This is a genomic window from Pseudomonas sp. P20 (assembly GCF_016463925.1).
Taxonomy (GTDB): Bacteria; Pseudomonadota; Gammaproteobacteria; order Pseudomonadales; family Pseudomonadaceae; genus Pseudomonas; species Pseudomonas aeruginosa.
In genome coordinates this window covers 1-762 of record NZ_JAEMVM010000057.1, presented here as the reverse complement: position 1 = coordinate 762, position 762 = coordinate 1, and the positions used below count along the sequence as shown (strand labels likewise).

1 protein-coding gene is annotated in these 762 nt (G+C 62.5%); it reads left to right on the top strand.

Features of this window, described 5'->3' with window-relative positions; genetic code table 11:
* Positions 1-14 precede the first annotated feature (14 nt).
* The coding region (locus tag JHD77_RS30545) for a TraC family protein (protein WP_199506548.1) at positions 15-762 on the top strand (748 nt) is incomplete at its 3' end.

Below are 762 nucleotides of genomic sequence, written 5' to 3'. Positions count from 1 at the left end.
ACGGAGGACTACTAATGAGCCTCTTTCAAAATCTTCTGCGCGGTCGCACACAGCCTCAGTCGGTACCGGCAGACGCTCCCGAAGATTCAGGAGCGCTGGACGTAGCGGCCGCGGAAGAAGCGACTGAGCGCTATCTGGCGCGACTGGCCGCCATGGGTATTCCTCTGCCCAACACCGGGAGCAAGAATGGCGCCACGCAGGCTGAAGCGTCACGCCTCTACGATCACGACCCATCGTTCGTCGACCTGCTGCCCTGGGCTGAGTACCTGCCCGACGAGCAGGTGATGCTCCTGGAAGATGGGCGTTCGCGCGCCGCGTTCTTCGAGCTGGTGCCCTTGGGCACCGAGGGCCGCGATCCCAATTGGATGCAGAACGCTCGGGACGCATTGAAAGAAGCCCTGCAGAACTCCTTCGACGAGCACGAAACCTCGCCCTGGATCGTCCAGTTCTACGCCCAGGACGAGATCAGCTGGGACAATTTCCAGGAGCAGTTGAGGCAGTACGTCCATCCTCGAGCGCGAGGATCGGCCTTCAGCGAGATGTACCTGGCGCTCATGAAGCATCACCTGGAGGGCATTTCGAAGCCGGGCGGACTGTTCGTCGACACCGCCGTCAGCAAGCTGCCCTGGCGAGGACAACAGCGGCGCGTGCGGATGGTCGTCTACCGCCGGATCCGCAAGGCGGATGCGCAGATTCGCGGACAGGACCCGGCGGCATATCTGAAATCCATCTGCGAGCGTATCCAAGGCGGCCTGGCGAACG